At 73.6% G+C, this 20,262-nt stretch carries 19 protein-coding genes; 8 read left to right on the top strand and 11 right to left on the bottom strand.

The window, feature by feature from the left end:
• The first annotated feature begins 44 nt into the window (after positions 1-44).
• Both H288_RS0117875 and H288_RS0117880 read left to right on the top strand, forming a co-directional pair.
• Entirely contained in the window at positions 45-1,001 is a 957-nt protein-coding gene (locus H288_RS0117875) for a LysR family transcriptional regulator (protein ID WP_026605047.1), read from the top strand.
• Between the two features lie 176 nt (positions 1,002-1,177).
• Positions 1,178-1,540: a hypothetical protein gene (locus H288_RS0117880; RefSeq protein WP_042670121.1), complete on the top strand. Its 363-nt coding sequence runs from the start codon at positions 1,178-1,180 to the stop codon at positions 1,538-1,540.
• 14 nt (positions 1,541-1,554) lie between these two features.
• On the opposite strand, the gene H288_RS0117885 is transcribed toward H288_RS0117880, so the two are convergent.
• The 3 genes from H288_RS0117885 to H288_RS0117895 all read right to left on the bottom strand — a co-directional run bounded on the left by H288_RS0117885 (position 1,555) and on the right by H288_RS0117895 (position 3,548).
• Positions 1,555-1,974 carry a hypothetical protein gene (locus tag H288_RS0117885; RefSeq protein ID WP_234081627.1) on the bottom strand — a complete coding sequence of 140 codons (420 nt, stop codon included), beginning with the start codon at positions 1,972-1,974 and terminating at the stop codon, positions 1,555-1,557.
• 483 nt (positions 1,975-2,457) lie between these two features.
• Entirely contained in the window at positions 2,458-2,664 is a 207-nt protein-coding gene (locus H288_RS0117890) for a hypothetical protein (protein ID WP_020093953.1), read from the bottom strand.
• Between the two features lie 98 nt (positions 2,665-2,762).
• A complete protein-coding gene (locus tag H288_RS0117895) occupies positions 2,763-3,548 on the bottom strand; it encodes a hypothetical protein (protein ID WP_026605050.1) in 786 nt (261 codons plus the stop codon).
• A 152-nt stretch (positions 3,549-3,700) separates the two neighbouring features.
• Here H288_RS0117895 and H288_RS0117900 point away from each other — a divergent pair, with 152 nt between their 5' ends.
• Entirely contained in the window at positions 3,701-3,952 is a 252-nt protein-coding gene (locus H288_RS0117900) for a hypothetical protein (protein WP_020093955.1), read from the top strand.
• 42 nt (positions 3,953-3,994) lie between these two features.
• Here the strand turns inward: H288_RS0117900 and H288_RS0117905 are convergent, their stop codons facing one another.
• The 3 genes from H288_RS0117905 to H288_RS0117915 form a co-directional block, all read right to left on the bottom strand.
• Complete coding sequence (locus tag H288_RS0117905; RefSeq protein WP_020093956.1) at positions 3,995-4,450, bottom strand: SRPBCC domain-containing protein; 456 nt, start codon at positions 4,448-4,450, stop codon at positions 3,995-3,997.
• 128 nt (positions 4,451-4,578) lie between these two features.
• Positions 4,579-4,872, bottom strand: a complete 294-nt coding sequence (locus H288_RS0117910) for a hypothetical protein (protein WP_020093957.1) — start codon at positions 4,870-4,872, stop codon at positions 4,579-4,581.
• Between the two features lie 42 nt (positions 4,873-4,914).
• Entirely contained in the window at positions 4,915-6,201 is a 1,287-nt protein-coding gene (locus H288_RS0117915) for a Zn-dependent hydrolase (RefSeq protein WP_020093958.1), read from the bottom strand.
• Positions 6,202-6,662: 461 nt separating this feature from the next.
• Here H288_RS0117915 and H288_RS0117920 point away from each other — a divergent pair, with 461 nt between their 5' ends.
• Positions 6,663-7,253 (top strand): PAS domain-containing protein, encoded by a 591-nt coding sequence (locus H288_RS0117920; protein ID WP_020093959.1) that lies wholly within the window; start codon positions 6,663-6,665, stop codon positions 7,251-7,253.
• A gap of 54 nt (positions 7,254-7,307) precedes the next feature.
• On the opposite strand, the gene H288_RS0117925 is transcribed toward H288_RS0117920, so the two are convergent.
• Together H288_RS0117925 and H288_RS0117930 are read right to left on the bottom strand one after the other, a co-directional pair.
• Complete coding sequence (locus H288_RS0117925) at positions 7,308-7,742, bottom strand: heme-binding protein (protein WP_020093960.1); 435 nt, start codon at positions 7,740-7,742, stop codon at positions 7,308-7,310.
• Positions 7,743-7,854: 112 nt separating this feature from the next.
• Entirely contained in the window at positions 7,855-11,160 is a 3,306-nt protein-coding gene (locus H288_RS0117930) for a DEAD/DEAH box helicase (RefSeq protein WP_020093961.1), read from the bottom strand.
• Positions 11,161-11,481: 321 nt separating this feature from the next.
• Between H288_RS0117930 and H288_RS0117935 the strand changes: the two genes are divergently transcribed.
• Both H288_RS0117935 and H288_RS0117940 read left to right on the top strand, forming a co-directional pair.
• On the top strand, positions 11,482-14,340 hold the full coding sequence (locus tag H288_RS0117935; protein ID WP_020093962.1) for a PAS domain-containing protein: 2,859 nt from the start codon (positions 11,482-11,484) through the stop codon (positions 14,338-14,340).
• 100 nt (positions 14,341-14,440) lie between these two features.
• Entirely contained in the window at positions 14,441-14,746 is a 306-nt protein-coding gene (locus H288_RS0117940) for a hypothetical protein (protein WP_020093963.1), read from the top strand.
• A 171-nt stretch (positions 14,747-14,917) separates the two neighbouring features.
• Here H288_RS0117940 and H288_RS32475 read toward each other — a convergent pair whose 3' ends face one another.
• Positions 14,918-16,009: a DUF2891 domain-containing protein gene (locus H288_RS32475; RefSeq protein ID WP_051123759.1), complete on the bottom strand. Its 1,092-nt coding sequence runs from the start codon at positions 16,007-16,009 to the stop codon at positions 14,918-14,920.
• A gap of 159 nt (positions 16,010-16,168) precedes the next feature.
• On the opposite strand from H288_RS32475, the gene H288_RS0117950 reads away from it, so the two are divergent.
• Positions 16,169-16,948, top strand: a complete 780-nt coding sequence (locus tag H288_RS0117950; protein WP_020093965.1) for a CDP-diacylglycerol diphosphatase — start codon at positions 16,169-16,171, stop codon at positions 16,946-16,948.
• Positions 16,949-16,958: 10 nt separating this feature from the next.
• Here the strand turns inward: H288_RS0117950 and H288_RS0117955 are convergent, their stop codons facing one another.
• Together H288_RS0117955 and H288_RS0117960 are read right to left on the bottom strand one after the other, a co-directional pair.
• Positions 16,959-17,486 (bottom strand): ATPase AAA, encoded by a 528-nt coding sequence (locus H288_RS0117955; RefSeq protein ID WP_020093966.1) that lies wholly within the window; start codon positions 17,484-17,486, stop codon positions 16,959-16,961.
• Positions 17,483-18,385 carry a LysR family transcriptional regulator gene (locus H288_RS0117960; protein ID WP_020093967.1) on the bottom strand — a complete coding sequence of 301 codons (903 nt, stop codon included), beginning with the start codon at positions 18,383-18,385 and terminating at the stop codon, positions 17,483-17,485. Before H288_RS0117960 ends, H288_RS0117955 begins: the two co-directional genes overlap by 4 nt.
• 170 nt (positions 18,386-18,555) lie before the next feature.
• Here H288_RS0117960 and H288_RS0117965 point away from each other — a divergent pair, with 170 nt between their 5' ends.
• The gene (locus tag H288_RS0117965; RefSeq protein ID WP_020093968.1) at positions 18,556-20,088 is read left to right on the top strand and encodes an ABC transporter substrate-binding protein; all 1,533 of its coding nucleotides are present in this window, start codon (positions 18,556-18,558) and stop codon (positions 20,086-20,088) included.
• The last annotated feature ends 174 nt before the right edge of the window (positions 20,089-20,262 follow it).

A 20,262-nucleotide genomic window follows, 5' to 3' on the forward strand; every position in this document is an offset into this window, starting at 1 on the left:
TAGACCCGTTCACGGCACCGGTTGAGCCTGCTATCCGGCACCGCATGGTTGCGAGAACGGAAACCTTCCGGGGCGGGCTCGACGACGTGCGGGCCTTCTGCGCCGTCGTGGATCTCGGCACGGTGACGGCCGCGGCCGCGACGCTGCAGGAGACCAAGGGCAGCGTCAGCCGTCGGATCTCCCGCCTGGAGCGGGCTCTGGGCGTCCGGCTGATGGCCCGGACCTCCCGGGCGGTCTCGCCGACCGCCGAGGGCCTCGCCTTCTACGCCAAGGCCCAGGAGAGCCTGACGCTCCTCGACGAGGCGACCGAGACCGCCCGCGACGCCCGCACGGTGCCGGCCGGGCACCTGCGGATCACGACCTCGATCGATTTCGGGATCGAGGTGATGCCCGAGATCGTCGCGAGCTTCCGGGCCGCCTACCCGCAGATCACCGTGGAGATGCTCAACACCGACGCGCGCCTCGACCTCGCGGCCAACCGGATCGACCTCGCCCTGCGGCTGGGCGGCGCGGAGGAGACCGGCTACCGCGCGATGGTCCTCGCGACCCTGGCGCTCGCCCTCTACGCCGCCCCCGCCTACCTGGAGCGCCGCCCGGCCCCGACGGACCTCGCGGGCCTGCGCGACCACGACCTTATCCTCGCCCGGGAACGGATCGGCACGGCCGGGCTCACCCTCTCCGACGGGCAGGGCCGCACGGAGCCGCTCTCGCTGAGCCCGGCGATCCGGGTCAGCGACTTCGCGACCGCGCTCCGCCTCACCCTCGCGGGCGCCGGGATCGGCCATCTCCCAAGCCTCGTGGCCGCCCGGGCCGTGGAGGCCGGGCAGATCGTGCGCGTGCTCGGGCCCTGGGCGACCCGCAGCAGCACCTTGCGCGCCGTCACCCTGGCCGGGCGCGAGCTGCCGGCCCGCGTCCAGGTCTTCCGCGAGCATGTCCGGACCGTCCTGGCCTCGCGTGGATGCCCCCGCGACAGCGCGGGATCAGACGGCGAATACAGATAAATAGATTTCTTTATCTGTATATGCGCTATACAGCGGCCCAACTTGATAAATTTTTACCGGATATCGTAGCCCCCGGTTGAGAGGCTGCGCGCATGCTGCGACGCGGCGGCAAGCTCGGCCGCACGGCCAGGGCCCCGAGGGTCCGGCCCGCAGCGCGTCACGTCTGGATCTCGGTCATGTCCCTCCGCAGCCGGTGCCTGCGCGCCCTCGTGTTCGCCGGGATCCTGGCGCTGATCGGGACAACCATCGGTCTCGGGACGGCCCGGGCCTCGCTGCCGGCCACGACGCGGATCGTGCTGCAGAAGGCGGGCCGGTACATGCCGACCGACCTGTACCTGCGCCGCGGCGACACCATCGCCCTGCGCAACGGCGACGCGCGCCTGACCCACCACGCCTTCATCGAGGCGGACCGGTTCTCGTTCGACGCCGGCACTCAGGAGCCCGGCACCGAGACGCGATTGACCCTGGCCGAGCCGGGCGATTTCGTCATCCAGTGCGGCATTCATCCGAAGATGAAGCTCACCCTCCACGTCGAGTAGGGATCCGGGAGCCCTCAGCCGTCGCGGCCGAATCCTAGACCGCGGATGATGTCGCCGATGGGATCGATCTTCTGCGACGGTGCGGCCGCCGGCGCGGGCTGCGGCGCCGCGGCGGTGACGGTCGGCCGGTCGGATTCGGCGGTGCGGACGAGGGCGGCGTGGCGGAGGCGGGCCGCCCGGTGGACGCCGCGCTCCGTCCCCTTCGCGCGGTGCGCCGCGGTCCTGCGCGGCGGCCCGGCCGGGCGCGCCATCTCGGCGGGGAGCGGGGCAGCCGGCATCGCAGTGTCCGGGACCGTCGCCGCGACCCGCGGCGCCGGGGCGGCTGCCAGGGCACCCGTGGTCTCCGGCGCGGCGAGCTTGGCCGGCGGGTCGACCCAGGCGCTCCGCGAGACCGGTGCGGCGGCCGGCTTCGAGACCGGCGCGGCGTCCGTCACGGCAGGACGCGCGGGACGCGTCTGCACCTCGTAATTGCCCGGATGCAGAATATGCGCGGCCGCCACCAGCCCGAATACGGCAACGGCAGTCGTCCCAAGTGTGGAGCGATAGTGTTCCATGGCGGAAAAACGTACCGCCAAGCTCCGGGTTCCGCGCGGTCGAGACGTCGGGGCGCGGTCCGCGCGGCGGGTCGGCCGGCGGAAAGAAAAAAGGCCACTCCCGAAGGAGCGGCCCGAAGTCTAGGGAGGAAACGCCCAAGAAGGGCAGCGGGATCGCGACGCCATCGCCATCCCGCAGTGCAAAGATAGGATACCGCATTGCGGCATGCAATGGATCGAGCGCCGCGGAGGCATGCATATGTACCCGGTTCAGACTGCACACCCATGCGAGTTTCGCATGGCGCCGCGCCGGCCCACGAGCGGGCCGGGATCTTGGGACGCGATGCTCTTCGGGCGGACCTGAAATCGCCCCGCGCGGCGGGTCTAGGCGCCGCCGGACCGGCCGTCCTGGTCGATCAGGCGCTCGACCTCGGCTTCCGCGACGGCGCGCGCCGCGTGCTCGGAGGTGTGCGGGCGGTACGACCCCCGGACCAGCTTGCCGCGGTCGCGGATCGCCCAGGTGAAGTGACCGGGATCATGCCGGCTCGGCCTGACCTCGACCGTGTAGAGATGCCCGCCCGTCGCACCCATGCCGGGAATGTGCGGAGGCGTCCGGCGCCGGGACAGGGGGTGCGACCGTGCGCGGCAGCCCCGTCCTCCGGACCGCCGCAGCCCGCGCTGAAGCCGCCCTAGCGTCCCGGCCGGCGCCGGCCCTGGGCCGGTCCGCGCGGTCTCGGGCCGCCCGCCGCCCGGTCGTCGCCCGGCCTCCCGTCGCTCTGACCCGGGCCCTCGACCCGCCCCTCGGTCCGGGTCCCGAGCCAGACCACGTGCTTCGGGCCGCTGCCCCGGCCGCTCGCGTGGACGCGCTGCTCGTCGACCGCGAAGCCGGAGCGCTGCAGGCGGCTCTTGAACTTCCGGTCCGGGGCGCCCGACCAGACGCCCAGGATACCGCCCGGCCGCAGGGCCCAGCGGGCGCGCTTCAGCCCCCAATTGTCGTAGAGCCGGTCGTTCGCCTTGCGCATCAGCCCCTCCGGGCCGTTGTCGACGTCGAGCAGGATCGCGTCGTAGCGCTCCGGTCCGGCCTGGATCAGGCGGTTGACGTCGGCCTCCTGCAGGTCGACCCGCGGATCGTCCAGGCAGCCGGCGAAGACGTGGGCGAGCGGCCCCCGGGCCCAGGCGACCACGGCGGGCACCAGCTCGGCGACCACCACCTGCGCCTGCGGCCCGAGGCCCTCGAGCGCCGCCCGCAGGGTGAAGCCCATGCCGAGGCCGCCGATCAGGACCCGGGCGCGGGGCCGGTCCTGGAGCCGCGCGCAGGTCATCGCCGCGAGCGCCACTTCCGAGCCGCTGCGCCGGTTGTTCATCAGCTCGATCGTGTCGGCCATGATGGCGAACTCGTCGCCGCGCCGCATCAGGCGCAGGTCGGTGCCGCCGCCGGGCACGGATCCGGTATCGAGATGAACCCAGGGTATCACGCGCGCGTCCTCGTTTGCCGGCGCCCTGTCATGCGGGCGGCGGAGGGATCGCGGCGGGAGCGGGGCGGCGCGCGGGCCCGTCCGTGCGCGCCGCGCACCCCCGCCCGGCACCGCGCCTTGCCGCGACCGATTCCGGCGGCGTATCAGCACCTATGGCCAAGCGCATCAAGTCGAGACCGCAGGAGCGGGGCTCCGTTCTGTTCGATATCGTCTTCGCGGACGGGTCCCGGGCCTCGAACCGGCGCGTGCCGGCCGAGATCCTCGGCGGCCTCGACGGCGACGAGCCTGCCCGGCAGCTCATCGCCGAGCAGGAGGAGGAGATCGCCCGCAAGGCCGGGCGGCCGGGGCGCGCGATCGAGAGCCTGACCCGCTCGCCGATCGTCAAGCCGAAGCCGGTCGCCTGACCGCGTCGGCCCGGAGCGGTCCGGAACGGCCGAGACCGGCCCTCAGGCGTTCTCGGCCAGCCGGCGCGCGACCTCCTCGCGCAGGGCCTCGTTCATCGCGGCGAACCGGGCCTGCATGCGCGTCCGCAGCCACGGGAACAGGCCGGGGGCGAGCAGGCCCGCGACGGTCTCGGCCTGGACGAGGCGGACGCCGTCGGCGGTCTCGGTGATCCGGATCTCGTGCTCGCCGATGAGCAGGGGCGGCGTCGGGATGCCGCCGCGCCACGTGAGCCGCCGGCCGGGCTCCCAGCAGGTCACCGTCACTTGGCGCGCCCGGTAGGCGCGGCCGTTCAGGGTCCGCTCCAGGCGCCAGCGCGCGCCCTCGCGCAGGCGGCCCTCGGCCTTGCGGATGTACGGGTTCCAGGCCGGGTAGGAATCGAGGTCCGTTAACACGGACCAGACCAGTCCGGCCCGCGCGGGGATCGCGATCTCCGTGCTGCTGATCCGAGCGCCCGTCATCCGTCCCTCCCGGCGATCCGGCGACCGTTCGCGCCGGCCGCTCCCGCTTTCCGAGAACGCGCACCGCCCGCTCCGCGGTCCAGACCGCGGCGCAGGCCGCGGTTCAGCCGGCGAATCCAGCGCGCGGCTCAGACCGCGCCCTCGACCACCTCCAGCGCCCGCAGGATGGCGAAGCCGATCCGCTCGGCCTCGGCCTCCGCGTCGGCGGGGAGCAGCGCCACGGTCTCGACCCCCGGCTCGTCCTCGGGCCCGACCACGATGCGGATGACGTCGCCCTCGACCGCCGACGGGTCGTGGATCAGGCCGACCCGGTGGCCGGCCCCCGTGCCGAAGACGCGCAGGGGCGCCTGGGCCGGATCGGGCTCCGGCGCCGGGTTGCGGGGGACGCCGAAGGCGGGGCGGATGACGTTGTCGTCGGACATGCGGGAACCCGGTCTCCGTTCGTGCGCGGCCGGCGGCGCGGCTCATTCCGGCCCGGTCCGGGGGCCGGCGAGGCCCGCCGTCGCCAGCACGGCGTCGGCCAGAACCTCCAGGCCGGCCCCGGCCCAGGCCGGCGTGATGCTCTCGGCCTCGTTGTGGCTGATCCCGCCGTGGCAGGGGCAGAACACCAGGGCCGCCGGCACCGCGCGGGCGCAGTAGACGGCGTCGTGGTAGATCGCGGTCGGCATCCGCGTCCAGGCATGGCCCCGCGCCTCGGCCGCCGCCTGGACGCGGTCCACCAGGACCGGGTCGAACGGGGTCGGGGGGGCGCGCCAGAACTCCGCGACCTGGACGGTGACGCCGCGCTCCGCCGCCAGGGCGTCGGCCCGGGCCCGGATCCGCGCCCCCATCGCCTCCAGCTGCGCGGTGTCGCCGTGGCGGGTGTCGAGGCTGAACCAGACCCGGCCGGGCGTGATGTTGCGGCTCGCCGGCTCCGCCCGCAGCACGCCGACGGTGGCGCGGCCGCGCTCGCCGCCGGCGCCGACCGCCGCCTCCGCGATGCCCTCGAGCGACGCGATCAGCGCCGCCGCGGCCATCATCGCGTCGCGCCGGCCCGCCATGGGGCTGCCGGCATGGGCCTCCTCGCCCAGCACGGTGATCTCGTACCAGATCTGGGCGAGCGCCCGGTCGACCACCCCGACGGTGAGCCCGGCCTCCTCCAGGCGCTTGCCCTGCTCGATGTGGAGCTCGAAATAGGCGCCGATCTCCCGCAGGGCGGCCGGGTCCGCCGCGCCCTGCCAGCCGATGCGCCGCAGCTCGTCGCCGAAGGCGTGGCCCGCGAGGTCCCGGGTCGCCAGGATGTCGGCCTCCGGGACGATGCCCATGGCGACGCCGCTGCCGCTCATCGGCGGCGCGAAGCGCGCGCCCTCCTCGTTGCACCAGTTGATCAGCAGGAGCGGCGCCTCGGTCTCGATCCCGGCCTCCTGCAGGGCGCGCATGATCTCCAGCCCGGCGAGGACGCCCAGCGGCCCGTCGAACTTGCCCCCGGTGGGCTGGGTGTCGAGGTGGCTGCCGACGGCGACCGGCTTCCGGCCCGGATCGCGCCCGGGCCGGTGGAAGACCATGGTGCCGACCCGGTCCACGGTGAGCGTCAGCCCCGCCGCCTCGCCCCAGCGCTGGAACAGGGCGCGCCCCTCGGCGTCGCGGTCGGTCAGGGCCTGCCGGTCGTTGCCGCCGTTGGGCAGCGCGCCGATCCGGGCGAGCTCCATCAGGCTGTCCCAGAGCCGCTCCCGCGAGAGCGGGAGGTTGGTGCGGTTCACCGTGCGGTCCATGGCGTCTCTGCTGCTGGCCTCCCGGCGGGATGCCTACCGGAAGGTGCAGGTTACGGCGCAGCGGCAACCCGCACCAGGGCGGGCCCGGCGCGAGCCACGGGCTTCGCGGGCCGGCGGCGCCCGACGGCGCCCGGCGGTGGAGCGATCCACGGGCCGAAGTGCGGATTTCCGCCGGATCGCGGCGTCTACCGATCATTTGTGATCGAACTGTCCGCGCGGCGGCGCTGTGAATCCGGTCTTTGCGCCGCACCGGAGCGGCCCCGCATTGTCGAGAACGGGATTGTCCGGAACCGAAGTCTTGATCATCCGCAATGCAACCCGGTGGCGGGGGGCCGCGACGCCGTGTCAAAAGCCGTTCGCGCAGCCGATACTGGACTTCGGGCTCGCGGACAGCATGTGTTGCGGATTAGTCTGTCCGCCATCGTACAATCGTCGATTGTAGCCAGTTCGGAGGGGATTCCATGGTGCTGGCTTCCACGACAGCCTCGGCCCTGCAGGCCGCCGGATTCATCGGGATCTGGGACACGGATGTCCGGGCCGGCCGGTCGATGCTGGATTCGGGCGCGGCCTCGCTGATGGCGGGGGATCCGGGGCTCGCCGGGACGCCGCTGCCGCTGGACGCGGCCCTCGGCCGGATCCACCCGGCCGACCGGGACTGGGTGTTCGGCCGGATCCGCCACGTCCGCCAGACCGGCGGCCCGGTCTCCCTCGAGTTCCGCGTCGTGACCGGGGCGGGCGAGATCCGCTGGATCCTCAACCGCGGCTGCCTAACGCCCGATTCGGACGGCCTGCTGCGCGGGCGCGGCGCCTACATCGACGTCACGGACCTCTACCGGCACGGGATCCAGTCCGGGGCCATGAACGGAGCCGTGAACAGCCCTATGAACGGCGTCACGCACGGCACCACCGACGGGGCGGACCTGAACACCGCGGCCGACCACGGCATCCAGATCCACGCGGCGCTGGAGCGCCACGGCGACCCCTATCTCCGCTCGGTCTCGGGGATGCTGCTCCACGGGATCGGCCGCGCGCTGGCGCGGCGCGACCCCTGACGCGCGCCCCGGGAAGAGGCCCTGGGAAGAGCTCTCGGGAATAGCCCCGGCGGCTCAGGTCCGCCAGGGATGGGCCGGCAGCTCGGTCCGGCCGATGGCCTTGGCGCCGGCCTCCGCGACGGTGTGGTCGTTCTCGACCGTCGAGCCGCTGACCCCGATGGCGCCCGACATGACGCCGTCGGCGTCGACGATCGGGATCCCGCCCGGGAAGGTGATCAGCCCGTCGTTGGAGTGCTCGATCCCGTAGAGCGGCCCGCCCGGCTGCGACAGCTGGCCGATCTGGCCGGTCATCATGCCGAAGAACACCGAGGTCTTGGCCTTCTTCTGGGCGATGTCGATCGACCCGACCCAGGCATCGTCCATGCGGTGGAACGCCTTGAGGTTCCCGCCGGAATCGACCACCGCGATGCACATCTGGGTGCCGAGCTCCACGGCCTTGGCGCGGGCGGCCGCGATCGCCTTCTCGGCCTGCTCGATCGTCACGTGCATGGGTCACTCCCCTTCGCGTTGTTGGCGCGACAGCCTGTGACGGTTTGAAGCGGTCGATGCAAGATCAACCGCAGATCGGCATCACGCTCGACTGGCGCGCTCAGGCCTTTGCTCAGGCCTCACGTTCCCGGGCGGCGCGGATCCGCTCCAAGAGGTCGGTCGCGAGCGCCGCGCAGGCGGCGGAATCCGGGCAGGGCCGCTTCCACACCACCCGCCCGTCGCGCAGCGCGATCCCCGCCTCGGCGGCCATCGCGGTCAGCGGCCGGTCGGGCCGCAGGTCGGCCGCGACGCCCTGCGGCCCGCCCCGGAGCCGGGCGACGCCCAGCGCGCAGCAGGACGCGCGCAGCCGCGCGAGGTCGAACAGCGCGAGCACCGGCGCGGGGGCTGCGCCGAACCGGTCCTCGACCTCGCCGGCGAGTGCCTCGATCGCTTCGGGCTCGCGGAGGCGCAGCAGGCGCGTGTAGAGGCTGAGGCGGATCTCGGGCTCCGGAACGTAGTCCTCGGGGATCCGGCTCGGCAGGCCGAGCTCGATCTCGGGGCTCCAGTCCTCGGCGCGCTCGCCCTTGGCGGCGGTGAGCGCCAGCTGCAGCAGGTGCTGGTAGAGGCCGAGCCCGACGAGCTTGGCGTGCCCCGCCTGATCCTCGCCGACGAGGTCGCCGGCGCCGCGCAGGTCGAGGTCCCGGGCGCTGACCGCGAAGCCGGCGCCGAGGCGGTCGAGGGCCTCCAGGGCGCGCAGGCGCTGCAGCGCCGCCGCCGGCGGGGGCGCGGCCGGGTCGCTGAGCAGGTGGACGGTGCCGCGGCGCTGGCCGCGGCCGACGCGGCCCCGGAGCTGGTGGAGCTGCGCCAGCCCGAACCGGGCGGCCTCCCAGACCAGCATGGTGTTGGCCCGCGGCACGTCGAGGCCGCTCTCCACGATCGCGGTGGCGAGCAGGACGTCGCCGTCGCCCTCCGCGAACCGGACCATGACCTCGTCCATGGCGGAGGGCTTGAGGTCCCCGTGCGCCACCAGGATGTCGAGGCCCGGCACGAGGGCGCGCAGGCGCTCGGCCATTGGGCCGATGTCCTCGATCCGCGGGCAGACCACGAAGCTCTGGCCGCCCCGGCGGTGCTCGCGGACGAGGGCCTCGCGGACCGCCTCGGCGTCGAAGGGCGCCACCACGGTCCGGACCGGCTGGCGCAGAGCCGGCGGCGTGGCGAGCACGCTGAGACTCTGGAGGCCGACGAGGGCCGCCTGGAGGGTGCGGGGGATCGGCGTCGCGGTGAGCGTCAGCACGTGGCCGCCATCCGCGAGGCGGCGCAGGTCGGCCTTCATCTTCGCGCCGAAGCGCTGCTCCTCGTCGATCACGGTTAGGCCGAGATCCGCGAACGCCACCCCGCTGCCGGCGAGCGCGTGGGTGCCGACCACCAGCCGGATCGAGCCGTCGGCGAGCCCCGCCTTGACGCGCTTGGCCTCGGCCGGCGCCACTAGGCGCGAGAGCTGCGCCACCTCGACGCCGAACCGGCCGAAGCGGCGGCGCAGCGTCTCGGCGTGCTGGCGCGCCAGCACGGTGGTGGGGGCGATCAGCGCCGCCTGCCGGCCGGAGAAGATCGCGGCCGCGAGGGCCCGGAGCGCCACCTCGGTCTTGCCGAAGCCGACATCGCCGCAGACCAAGCGGTCCATCGGCCGGCCGGAGGCGAGGTCGGCCATCAGCGCGTCGACCGCCGCCGCCTGATCGGGGGTCGGCGCGAAGCCGAAGCCGGCGGCGAACCGCTCCATCTCGCGGGCCGGCGGCGCCAGGACCGGCGCCTCGGTCTCCCGGCGGGCCCGGGCGGCCTCCAGCATCAGGCGGGCGGTCCGCGCCATGGTGGCCTCGGCCTCCAGGCGGCGCCGCGGCCACGTGCCGCCGTCGAGCTTGTCCAGGGTGACGGCGTCGGGCTCCGACCCGTAGCGCCAGATCCGGTCGGCCTGCGTGACCGGCACCATCAGGATCGCGTCGCCGGCGAAGCGCAGGCGCAGGGCCTCGGAGGGCTCCCCGTCCTGCGCGGCACCCGGCGCGGAGACCGGCTCCAGCCCCTCGAACACGCACAGGCCGTGGTCCCGGTCGACCGCCACGTCGCCGGGGCGCAGGTCGACCTCGCCCATCGGCAGGATCGCACGGGCGGCCCCGGTCACGGCGGCCTCCGGGCCGAACAGGTCGGCCGCCGCGATCACGGTGGCGCCCTGCTCGGGCACCCGGAAGCCGGCCGCCAGCGGGGCCTCCAGGGCGAGGACGTCGCCGGGCGCCGCCTCGGCGACGTCGGCCCAGGCGTCGATCAGGCGGATCGGGCGCTCGGCGATCTTGCCCGCCTGGCGCACGAGGCGTCGGAGCGGCCGGACCGAGCCGGCGAGCACGACGACGTCGCCGGCCTTCAGACGGGCGCGCAGGACCTTGGCGAAGGCCGTGCCGGGCCGGCGCTCCCCGGCGAAGCGCGGCATGGCGCGGGGTTCGCCGGCCGCATCGGTGGCGGCGAGCCGGCCGCGATCCGCCACAACGGCGCGCCACGCCTCCGGCGTCAGGTAGAGGCCGGTGCCGGGCCCCGCCGGCGCGTCGCGGGTCTTCAGCCGGCCCCGGGCCTCGTCCATCTGCTCGAAGAAGGCGTCGATCCGGGCCTGCGTGCCGTCCTCGACCGCGAGGCGCGCTTCGGGCACGTAGTCGAGGAGCGTGACGAGGCGCGGGTAGTAGCGGTCCAGGCGGTGCTCCTGGCCGGTGAACGGCTCGAAGCTCTGGCCGGAGCCGGGCTCCAGGACGATCTCGGTGGCCGGGTCGATGACGAGTTCGTCGGCCTCCGCCACCGAGCGCTGCGAGATCGGGTCGTAGGAGCGGATCGCGGTGACGCGGCCCGCCGCGTGCTCGATCCGGCAGGGAAGCGGCGCGGCGGCGGGGAACACCTCCACGGTGCGCCCGCGGACGGCGATCTCGCCGGGCTCGTCGACCCGCTCGTCGAGGATGTAGCCGAGGCGCTTGAGGTCTGCGGTCGCGGCCTCGACGTCGAGGGGATTGCCGACCCGCAGGGTCACGCGGGCCGACGCCCAGGTCTCCGGCGGCGGCACGCGCTGCACGAGGGCGGGGGCGGTCGTCAGCACGAAGTCCGGCAGCGCGTCCCGGTCGGTCAGCCAGCGCATCACGGCGGCCCGGGCACCCATCGTGGCCCGCGACGGCGAGGCGTGGTCGAAGGGCAGGCAGTCCCACTCGGGATAGACCGCGACCCGCGCGTCGGGATCGAGTGCCTGCAGGGTCGCGGCGAGGTCCTCGAGGCGGCGGGCGTCCCGGGCGACGTGCACCACCGGCCCGGGCCCCTCGGCGAAGGCCAGGAGCGCCACCGCCAGGGCGCCGGTGGGCATCAGCGGCGCGTCCTCCAGCCCCTGTCGGGCGCCCGCCTTCGTCCTGCGCTTGGCCATGCCTGATCCGAACCCATCCCTCGTGAGCCGGCAACGCCGCACCGGCCCCGCGGGCTCCCGGCCGCGGCGATCCGATCCACAGCCGCCGCGCGGGGCCCGCCCGAGCTCTTCGCGGGGCCCGCGACGGGCGAGGCAGGAAGAGATCCCGGCGGGCGCCCGAAGCCCGGTCGGCCGGACCAGCAAGACTTGAACGGCGCGCGTGAAATCGCACCCCCACCGATGATCCGGCGGGACTGTCTAGTATTGAACGATCGCGGAATGCTTGCCCTGGTCCCGCCGCCGGACGCGCGATGCAGAGTTTCACTAGGGGGAAGCGAAAGCTTGAGCTATGACGGCTCCGTGTCGCCGAACGAGACAGTATCCCGACCGTCGGGTTTCGAGCCCCAGCATCCCCAGCGGCTCGCCGCCCTGCGCGCCTACGCGATCCTCGACACGCCGCCCGAGCGCGCGTTCGACGAGATCGCCGAGATGGCCGCCCAGGCCTGCGGCACGCCGATGGCCCACATCAACTTCGTCGACGCCGACCGGCAGTGGATCAAGGCCGCGTTCGGCCACGCCGCGCGGGCGATGCCGCTCGCGTTCGGCTTCTGCACCGAGGCCATGCGCGCGGACGGCGCCCTCGTGCTGCCCGACCTGACCGCGGAGCCGGAGAGCGCCGCCAACCCCCTCGTGACCGGCGACCCGCACCTGCGCTTCTACGCCGGCGTGCCCCTGGTGACGCCGGACGGCTGGGCCATCGGGACGCTCTGCGTCCTCGACCGCATCCCGCGCACGCTGACCGACCAGCAGCTCTTCATCCTGAAGGCGCTCGCCCGGACGGTGATGACGCAGCTGGAATCCCGGAACGCCGAGGCGGCCCTGCGCCGGAACGAGGAGCGCTACCGCTCGCTGTTCACCTTCATCGATGCCGGCTTCTGCCTGATCGAGGTGGAGTTCGCCGACGGCGACCGGCCCGTCGACTACCGCTTCCTGGAGGTCAACCCCGCCTTCGAGCGGCAGACCGGCCTGCGGGCCCCGGTGGGCCGCCGGATGCGGGACCTCGCCCCCGACCTCGAGCAGCACTGGTTCGACCTCTACGGCCGGGTCGCCCTGACCGGCGAGCCGGTCCGATTCGAGCAGGCCGCCGCGGCGCTGGGCCGCTGGTACGACGTGCACGCCTACCGGGTGGACGGGCCGGCGCGGAACCGCGTCGCGATCCTGTTCAACGACATCACCGAGCGCCGCCGGAGCGAGAACGCGCTCCGGGCCCGGGAGGCGGAACTCCGGCTGGTCGCGGACGCGATGCCGGTCCTGATCGCCTTCATCGACCGCGACCTGACCTACCGGTTCGCGAACGCCGCCTACGAGACCTGGACCGGCCAGGCGCCCGACGCCGTCGTCGGGCGGACCGTCGGCGACCTCCTCGGCCCCGGCGCGTTCGAGGCCCGGCGCGCCGGCATCGAGCGGGCGCTCGCCGGTCAGGAGGTCCGCGAGGAATGGGCCTGGACCTTCCCGAACGGCCAGGCCCGGATCGCCGACACCCGCTACCTCCCGCGCCGCGGCCCGGACGGACGCGTCGACGGGTTCTACGTCTTCGCCCACGACGTCTCCGAGCGGAAGCGGAACGAGGTCCTGCTCCAGTCCCGGGCAGAGCACCTGGAGGCGCAGGTCGCCGCCCAGACCCGCGACCGCGACCGGGTCTGGACGCTGTCGCCGGTGCTGAAGCTCGTCTCGGACCGGACCGGGCGGGTCCAGTCGGTGAACCCCTCGTGGAGCCGGGCGCTGGGCTGGTCGGAGGCCGAGACGGTCGGCCGGCCGGCCCTGGACTTCCTCGCCCCCACCGAGCGCGCGGCGGCCGAGGCGGCGCTGCGCCCGCTCTGCGCGGACAGCCGGGTCGAGGATATCGAACTGGCCTGCCTGACCCGCGCCGGCGACCGGCGGCGGGTGCTCTGGACCGTCGTTCCGGAGGACGGGCTGTTCTACGGCTTCGGGCGCGACATCACCGAGCAGCGCCAGGCCGAGGAGGCGCTGCGCCAGTCGCAGAAGCTCGAGGCCATCGGCCAGCTCACCGGCGGGGTGGCGCACGACTTCAACAACCTCCTGACCATCATCCGGTCGTCCGTGGAGTTCCTGCGCCGGCCGGACCTGGCCGAGACGCGCCGGCGCCGCTACCTCGACGCCGTCTCCGACACCGTCGACCGCGCGGCCAGGCTCACCGGCCAGCTCCTCGCCTTCGCCCGGCGCCAGGCGCTGAAACCCCAGGTGTTCGACATCGGCGCGCGCCTGCGCAGCATCGCCGACATGCTCGATTCGGTCACCGGCGCGCGCATCCGCGTGGCCATCGACCTGCCGGCGACGCCCCGCTACGTGCGCGCCGACCAGAGCCAGTTCGAGACCGCGCTGATCAACATGGCGGTCAACGCCCGCGACGCCATGGACGGGGAAGGCAACCTGACCCTGCGGCTGGAGGGCGATAGCCCGATGCCGCCGATCCGCGGGCATGCCGGCGCGAAGGGACCGTTCGTGGCCGTGCGGGTCTCCGATACCGGCGCCGGCATCCCGGACGCGGATCTGGGACGGATCTTCGAGCCGTTCTTCACAACAAAGGAGGTCGGCAAGGGCACCGGCCTCGGCCTCAGCCAGGTCATCGGCTTCGCCAAGCAGTCGGGCGGCGACATCGACGTGGCGAGCGCGCTCGGCCACGGCACGACCTTCTCGCTCTACCTGCCGCAGGTCGCCGCGCCCGCCGCGGCGTCCGAGGCCGACCGCGAGGCCCGCCCGGAGGCGGAGCCGCGGCGGGGCCTGTGCATCCTCGTCGTGGAGGACAATCTCGGGGTCGGGCGCTTCTGCACCCAGATCCTGGAGGATCTGGGCCACGCGCCGGTCTGGGCGAAATCCGCCGAGGAGGCGCTGGCCGAACTCGACCGGGCGCCGGACCGGTTCGACGCGGTCTTCTCCGACGTGGTCATGCCGGGGATGGGCGGCTTCGCCCTCGCCCGGCAGCTCCGGACCCGCCGCCCCGACCTGCCGGTGGTGCTGACCTCGGGCTACAGCCACGTCCTGGCCGAGGACGACGCCCACGGTTTCGCCCTCCTGCGCAAGCCCTACTCGGCCGAGCAGCTCGCCCAGGTCCTCTCCGAGGCGGCGCGGCGGGGCGGGCAGCCGGACGCCCGCGCACGGCCGGAACCCGCTTCCGATTAACAGTCTTCGCCAGAATTCATCGGCGCATCATCCGGAAATCTTCCCGCAGACGAGATCCGGATGTAGTCTATCCCCATCCACCACCGGGGCCTCGACCGCCATGACGCTGACCGGACGTTTCTGGTTCCGCCGGACCTGGACCGGCAAGCTGGTCCTGCTCGTCGAGGAGGAGCGCGGGCGCTGGTTCCGGCGCCGCCTCGGCCGCACCCTGCGCTGGCGCGACGCGCGGCTCCTCGATCTGGCCGAAGGTCCCCTGCGGGGGCTCATGACGCTGGAGCGGACCTACCGCGCCGAGTTCGGCCCCGGCGAGCCGCGCCGCCCCGCCGGCCTCACGGCGGTCCCGGGCGGGCGGGCCCTGCCGCGCGGCGGGCCGGAGCCAGGAACAAGGCCGTCCCTATCGGGTTGACGGCAGGCAAGACAGCGACGGCGTCGCTGTCTTGCAGCCCCTCGTGGGCGTTTCCTCCCTAGACTTCCGGACCGTTCTCCTGAGGGCGGTCCTTTTTTTGTTGTCGTCGGTCAGTCGCCGGGCAGTCGTCGACATGGCCCGCGACGGACAGCTCTCAAGAATCTCTCAGATTTACTTCCCGCCGTCCTGGGCCTCGCCCAGAGCAACGGTCCCGGCACCGGTCTCGGCACCGGCCTCGAGGGCCAGCAGCGCGAAGGTCGCGAGCCAGTGCTCGCCCATGTAGTCGCCGGTGACGTGCGGGAGCCCGGCCGCGAGGTGCGCCTCCGCGGCCGCGCGGAGCGGCGGCCGGCGGGGATCGTCCGGGCCGAGGGACGCGGCGAGCGCGCGGAAGCACCACGCGCGGCTGAGGTTCAGCCCGTCGAGATGGGCGATCTTCCCGTCGGAGCAGTCGGTCACGCCCGCGGGGCGGAACAGGGTCGCGGGTCGGGACGCCGCGAGACCGGGCAGGAACCGGTCGAACCAGGGCGCGAAGCGGGCGGGCGGCAGCAGCCGGCGCATGCACTCCGCCTCGATCAGCGCCGAGGAGAGGAAGTCGTCGCCGCCGGGCTCGCCCCAGGCCGGGCAATCCGCGTCCTCCCCGTACCAGCCGACGGCGGTGTCGTGCAGCAGAGTGGTCAGCCCGGCATCCCCCGCGCCCTCCGCGTAATCGGCCGCCAGGCGCAGCGCGAAGGCGGTGTTGAAATGGGTCCCGACCCGCACCGGGTAGGACGCCACCGGCAGGAACTCCGCGAAGCGCCGGACGATCACCGCGGCCAGCGGCGCCAGGGCCTCGGACCAGCGGCGCTCGGGGAGCGCGGCGAGCGCGTCGGCGAGCTTCAGCAGCCAGCCCCAGCCGTAGGGCCGCTCGAAGCCCCGGGCGGTCGGGGCGGCGAAGTAGGCGCATTCCCCCGCCACCGTCGCGGGAGTCAGCTGCGCGTCGAGCCGGGCGCGGATCGCCGGGGCCTGCGGGCCGTCCGGGAACAGCCGCAGCACCCGCGCCAGCAGCCACGTACCGTGGACGCAGGAATGCCAGTCGTAGCTGCCGTGAAAGGCCGGGTGCAGGGCCGCGGGGGTGCGGGCATCCGCCGGCCCGGCCAGGACGTGGCCCGGCTTGTTCGGATATTCGCGGCCGACATGGCCGAGGGCGACGGCGGCGAAGCGCGCGGCGATGTCGGGGGTGAGCGTGGGAGTGGGCGTGGGAGTGGGCGTGGGAGTGGGCGTCATCGCGGCATTCCGGCGGGCGTTCTGCGGGGACTCGGCGACCGCCGGCATAGCGGGTTTCCCGGCACGGCGTCAGGGCTCGCGGATCCTTTGCCGGCACGGCCCCGGATCGGCTATCGCGGTGAGGCCGGGCCGGACGCGCCGGCCCCAGTGAGAGACCCCATGCGCCGCCCGCCGCCCGCCGCCCTCCTCGTCGTGGCCCTCGTGGCGGCCCTGTCGGCCGCAGCGGCACCGGCCGAAGCCGCGCCGGACCCGAGCCGCGACGTGCTGTGGGCCGCCCTGAAGACCTGCGTGCTCGCCAAGCGGCTCGCCAACCGGACCTTCCCGTGCCTGTCGGTCGATCTCGGGGACGGTGACCGTCCCGGCTCGGCGGTCCTGCGCGCGCCCGGCGAGCCGACCCACAGCGTCGTCATGCCCACCGACACCGTGCCGGGCCTGGAGGCGCCGGTCCTGCGGGGACCGCGCGGTGCCGCCTACTGGCGGGCGGCCCTGGCGGCGCGGCCGCTCGTGTCGGACGTGCTGAAGGGGAAGCTCACCCCCGCGGAGGTCGGGCTCGCGGTCAACTCGGCCCGGGGCCGCAGCCAGGACCAGCTCCACATCCACCTCGACTGCCTGAAGCCGAGCGTGCTCAAGGCCGTCCGGGCGCACGGCCGGCAGGTGCGCCACACCTGGAGCCGCTTCCCGGTGCCGCTGGCCGGCGACCGGTACTACGCCCTGCGCGTGCCGGAGGCGGAGGCCGCGCAGTTCAACCCGTTCGCGGCCCTGCACACCCTGCCGGGCGCCCGGCCGGACCTGCACCGGACGAGCTTCGCGGCGCTCGCCACGCCCCCGGGCGATCCCGAGCCGGGCTACATCCTGCTGGCATACCGGGCGCCGAGCGCCAGCGCCGAGGACGTGATGGACCACAGTTGCACCGTCGCTGCGTCCCGCGGCGGCGCTTGAGCGGGCCCGGTCACCGGCTCAGTCCCTCCGCGCGGTAGAAGCCGGCCAGGCCGGCCCCCGCGGCGAGCCGGATCTTGGGCAGGGCGACGCGGTCGAACAGGGCCGCCTCGCGCGCCCGGTTCTCGCGCTCGGTAACGGCGATGTGGCGGATCATCGCCCATTTCACGCTGTCCCGGCCGCCGTCGAGGGCGCCGAGCCGCTCGCGCACGAACCATGACCGGCGCAGGTAGCGGATCAGGCCGGTGGCGGTCGGGACGTCGAGGAGGATCACGCCCGTCGCCCGCTCCAGACGCTGCGGCAGGCATCGGGCATAGGTGCCGTCCATGACCCAGCGCGGCTCGCGGATCGCCGCGTCGTGCAGGGCCTGGAACTCCGCGAAGGGCCGCGGGTCCCAGTCGGTGCCCGGCTGGTGATACAGCCGGTCGAGGTGGACCGGCGGCAGGCCGCGCGCCCGCGCGATGGCGACCGCCAGGGTGGACTTACCGCTGTTCGACGGCCCCAGGATGCAGAGCCGCGGGCCGAGCGCGTCGAGGGTCACGGCGAGCGCGGCGGTGGCAGCGCGTCGAGCAGCTGGCGCAGGAATGCCCGCACCGCCTTCGGCAGCCGCCGGTCGCGCATCGCCTGGATCTTCACGCCCCGGGCGAGGCTCGTCCGGGACTGGATCGGCAGGCTGACAAGCTCGTTGAGCCGCAGGGGCGTCTGCACCGACAGCGCCGACATCAGGGCGATGCCGCGGGAGCGCCGCACGAAGGGCAGCAGCGCCGAGAGCGTGTTGGAGGTCAGCACCGGCTCCACCGCGATGCCCTCGTGCGCGCAGGCGGCGTCGAAGACCTGCCGCAGGGTCGTGTCCCGGGTCGGCAGGGCGACGGGATACTCCAGCAGGTCGACGAGGCGCAGGGCCGGCGCCCGCGCGAGGGGATGGTCGGGCGCGGCCAGCGCCAGCATGTCGACCTGCCCGTCGTAGAGCACCTCGACCTGCGCGGTGGGTGTCAGCGCGAAGGTGATCCCGAGATCGGCATCCCCCACCGACACCGTCTGGGTGACCTGGGCCGGGGGCTGGACCGTGACCTCGAAGCGGATGCCGGGATGGGCCGCGTGGAAGGCCGCGATCGCGTTCGGCACGATGTCGAGGGAGAAGCCCTCCGAGCAGGCGACCCGGATCAGCCCGCGGGCGAGCCCTTCCAGCTCCCGGATCTCGGTGACCACCTGCTCGGAGCGGATCAGCACCTGATGGGCGTGCTGCGCCAGCAGCTCACCGGCCGGGCTCGGCACCATGCCGCGCGGGCGGCGCTCGAACAGCACGCAGTCGAGCTCGGCCTCCAGGTTGGCGATCTGCCGGCTGATCGCCGAGGCCGCGACGTTGAGCTGGGACGAGGCGGCCGCGATCGACCCGGTGCGGGCCACGGCCAGGAAGTAGCGCAGGCCCGTACTCTGCATTATCGTGCTCGATGCGCTGTATGGTGCCGCGCACATTGCCGATATGGCAACGCAGCACTCGCTAAATTCTACTTGTTGCGATCCCAGATGCACAACACCATGGCAGGGTGAAAAACGCGGCAGCCGCGGAACCGTCCGCCGGGCCTGTCCGCCGCGCCGTCGGAGCCTGCATGCCGCTACGGACCCTCACCCGAGCCGCCACCCTGGCCGCCTCGTTCGCGACCCTGATCGCCGCCCACCCGGCGCTGGCCGGCAAGGCCAACGACACATTGGTCTACGCGTCGGACAGCGAGCCCGAGAACGTCAGCCCGTATCACAACAGCGCCCGCGAGGGCGTGATCCTGGCCCGGAACTGCTGGGACACGCTGCTGTACCGGGATCCCAAGGACGGCACCTACAAGCCGTTCCTGGCGACCGCTTGGAAATGGGCGGACGACACGACCCTCGACCTCACGATCCGCGAGGGCGTGGTCTTCCACAACGGCGACCCGCTCGGGCCGGAGGACGTGGCCTTCACGTTCAACTACGTGCTGACCCCCGAAGCGCGCACGGTCACCCGCCAGAACGTCGACTGGATGAAGTCGGTGGAGGTGACCGGCCCGCACAGCGTGCGCATCCACCTGAAGGCCCCGTTCCCGGCGGCGCTGGAATACCTCGCCGGCCCGACCCCGATCTTCCCGGCCAACTACTTCAAGAAGGTCGGCCTCGACGGTTTCGCCAAGGCGCCGGTCGGCAGCGGCCCGTACCGGATCACCAAGGTCGACAGCGGCCGCGGCGTCTCCATGGAGCGGTTCGACAAGTACTGGGCCGAGAGCCCTCTGGGTAAGCCGAAGATCGGCAAGCTGCAGTTCCGCGTCATCCCGGACGGCGAGAGCCGGATGGCCGAGCTGATGACCGGCGGCGTCGACTGGATCTGGCGGGTGCCGAGCGACCAAGCCGAGCAGTTGCGCGCCGCGCCCAACATCACGGTCCTCAATTCCGAGACGATGCGGGTCGGGTTCCTGCAGTTCGACACGCTGGGCCGGGCGAAGGAGAACTCGCCGCTCAAGGACGTGCGCGTCCGGCAGGCGATCTCCTACGCCATCGACCGCAAGGCGATGGTCGACAACCTCGTGCGCGGCGCCTCGCGGGTGATGAACGCGCTGTGCTTCGTCGACCAGTTCGGCTGCACCGACCAGGGCGTGCCGCGCTACGCCTACGACCCCGCCAAGGCCAAGGCGCTGCTCAAGGAAGCCGGCTACCCGAACGGGTTCGAGATCGACCTCGGCGCCTATCGCGAGCGCGACTACGCCGAGGCGGTGATCGGCTATCTCGGCGCCGTCGGCATCAAGGCGCGGCTCAACTACCTGCGCTACGCGGCGTTCCGCGACGCGCTGCGGGCCGGCAAGACCTCGATCGGCTACCAGACCTGGGGGTCGTTCTCGGTGCTCGACGTCTCGGCCTTCGACGGGGTGTATTTCCGCGGCGGCGAGGAGGACCTGACCAAGGATCCGCAGGTGATCGCCGACCTGCAGGAGGGCGACAGCTCCATGGATCCCGAGAAGCGCAAGGCCGCCTACGCCAAGGCGCTCCAGCGGATCGCCGCGCAGGCCTACGCCCTGCCGATGTTCTCCTACTCGACCAACTACGCCTTCACGTCGGACCTGACCTTCACGGCCCAGCCCGACGAGGTGCCGCGCTTCTACGCGGCGTCGTGGAAGTGAGGATGGCCGCGAAGGCGCGACGCCTTTCCCCTCCCCCGGGCGGGGAGGGGGCAGGGGGGGGGGTGGCGCAGACGGCACCGCACCGCTCGATTCTGCGCCACCCCCACCTCCGGCTCCTCCCCACAAGCTTGAGCGATCCCGGGCAAGCCCGGGATCGCCGGGGGAGGAGAGGAC

The organism is Methylobacterium sp. 285MFTsu5.1 (genome assembly GCF_000383455.1).
Classification (GTDB): Bacteria; Pseudomonadota; Alphaproteobacteria; order Rhizobiales; family Beijerinckiaceae; genus Methylobacterium.